This window comes from Rhodococcus aetherivorans (genome assembly GCF_011058165.1).
GTDB lineage: Bacteria > Actinomycetota > Actinomycetes > Mycobacteriales > Mycobacteriaceae > Rhodococcus > Rhodococcus aetherivorans.
Map to the genome: position 1 here is coordinate 1 of NZ_JAALEG010000188.1, position 1,635 is coordinate 1,635.

Sequence of the window (1,635 nt, forward strand, 5' to 3'; positions counted from 1 at the left end):
AACCCGGAAGCTAAGCCCTCCAGCGCCGATGGTACTGCACCCGACAGGGTGTGGGAGAGTAGGACACCGCCGAACACCCGTTACCGGAAGCCCCCCAACCTCGTTGGGGGGCTTCCGGCATTTCCGCATGTTCCGGTCCCGCTCCCTCTTGTCCGTGCTCCGGCACAGGCGAATCATTGAATCTACGGTGGTCGCGATTGCCGGCCGTCGGGTGACGCCGACGGTGGACGGCGACGGGTCGGCCACGGAAGCCGTTGGGTGCGGGCTTGTCCCGCACGTGGAGGCGATAGTGATGTTCATTCAGGTCTGGCAGGGGACGGTTCGCGACGAGCAGGGACTGAAGGCCTGCCTGCAGCGGTGGACGGACGAGCTGCGCCCGGGCGCAGTGGGCTATCTGGGTAGCACGTCGGGATTCAGCGACGACGGCACCTTCGTGTCGGTGGCGCGGTTCGAGTCGGAGGAGGCGGCCCGCCGCAACAGCGAACGTCCGGAGCAGGGCGCGTGGTGGGCCGAAGCCGAGCAGTGCTTCGACGGGGAGATCACCGTCCACGACTGCCGTGACGTCGAGGTGTGGATGGAAGGTGGCTCGGACACTGCAGGATTCGTACAGGTCATGGAGGGGCACTGCCCCGATCTCGGGCGGATGAAGAGTCTGCTCGCCGAGGGTCAGGACCGGGTACATGAGCTGCGGCCCGAGATCATCGGCGGCACGCTCGCCACCTACGGTGACGACGGGTACGTCGAGACGGTGTACTTCTCGTCCGAGGAGGAGGCACGGGCCCACGAACGGATGGAGATTCCCGACGATCTGCGGCCGCTTCTGGAGGAGGAGATGCGCCTGCTCGGCGACGTGCACTACTACGACCTGCACGAGCCCATTCTCACCCCGAGCGGCAGGTGAGCCGGCTCAGCCGACAGTAGGGAAGCCCGGGCCGTGGTGGCACGGCCCGGACCGCCCCGCAGTGTCAACCGTTCCGCAGTGTCAGGGCCTCGGCCGGTGGGGCAGGGCCCGCGTGAGCCGCGGCGCCCAGCCGTGGGACGGCCAGCGCTTGAGTCCCAGCCGATCCGGCGTCAGACGGGTGTCGACGAAGAGCTTCTCGAGTTCGGGATCGGCGTCGCCGAGGAAGCGGTAGAGGATGGTGCCGCCGTTGTCCTCGGTGCGGGATGCCGCTTCCCAGCCGGTGGCCCGGTAGGCGCCGCGCACGATGTTGTCCGCCACCACCAGGATGGGCAGTCCGTCGACCCGGCGTGCCGCGGCTCCGGCCGGCCACGGACGGTCGGCGAGTCCTCGGACCTGTTCGGGGGAAGCCGATTTCGCATCCGTGATCCGCAGCACGACGCACGGGGTGGGCAGCTCGGGTGCGGCCTCCGCGGAGTACTGACGTATCAGCTCCTCGATGGGGTGGGCCACCCGGTCGGATTCCTCGGTCGCGCCGACGAGGTTGGTCAGCACGAGTTCGCCGTCGTGCGGTTCGAGCAGCCCCAGCACCGAGACCAGGGCCTGCGCGGTGAAGCCGGCGGCGTGGTCGGCGTCGACCGCCGGGGCCACCCGGTCGGCCACGACGTAGTGGCCCACGGAGTAGCCGGAGTCGTAGACGGCACGGATCCGGTGCACAGCCGCGTCGGCTTCGGGGG

At 69.2% G+C, this 1,635-nt stretch carries 1 protein-coding gene, 1 rRNA gene and 1 pseudogene; 2 read left to right on the plus strand and 1 reads right to left on the minus strand.

Annotated elements, in window-relative coordinates; all coding sequences use genetic code 11:
• Both rrf and G6039_RS30065 read left to right on the plus strand, forming a co-directional pair.
• Positions 1 to 75: ribosomal RNA gene (rrf, locus tag G6039_RS31570) — 5S ribosomal RNA — on the plus strand; the annotation flags it as partial.
• A gap of 217 nt (positions 76 to 292) precedes the next feature.
• A complete protein-coding gene (locus G6039_RS30065; protein WP_029547057.1) occupies positions 293 to 901 on the plus strand; it encodes a hypothetical protein in 609 nt (202 codons plus the stop codon).
• 81 nt (positions 902 to 982) lie between these two features.
• Here G6039_RS30065 and G6039_RS30070 read toward each other — a convergent pair.
• Positions 983 to 1,635, minus strand: a pseudogene (locus G6039_RS30070) (GIY-YIG nuclease family protein); the annotation flags it as partial.

What these genes read in the sequence shown, in the direction of transcription:
- G6039_RS30065 (WP_029547057.1), top strand. Translation starts at nt 293, where the DNA reads ATGTTCATTCAGGTCTGGCAGGGGACGGTTCGCGACGAGCAGGGACTG.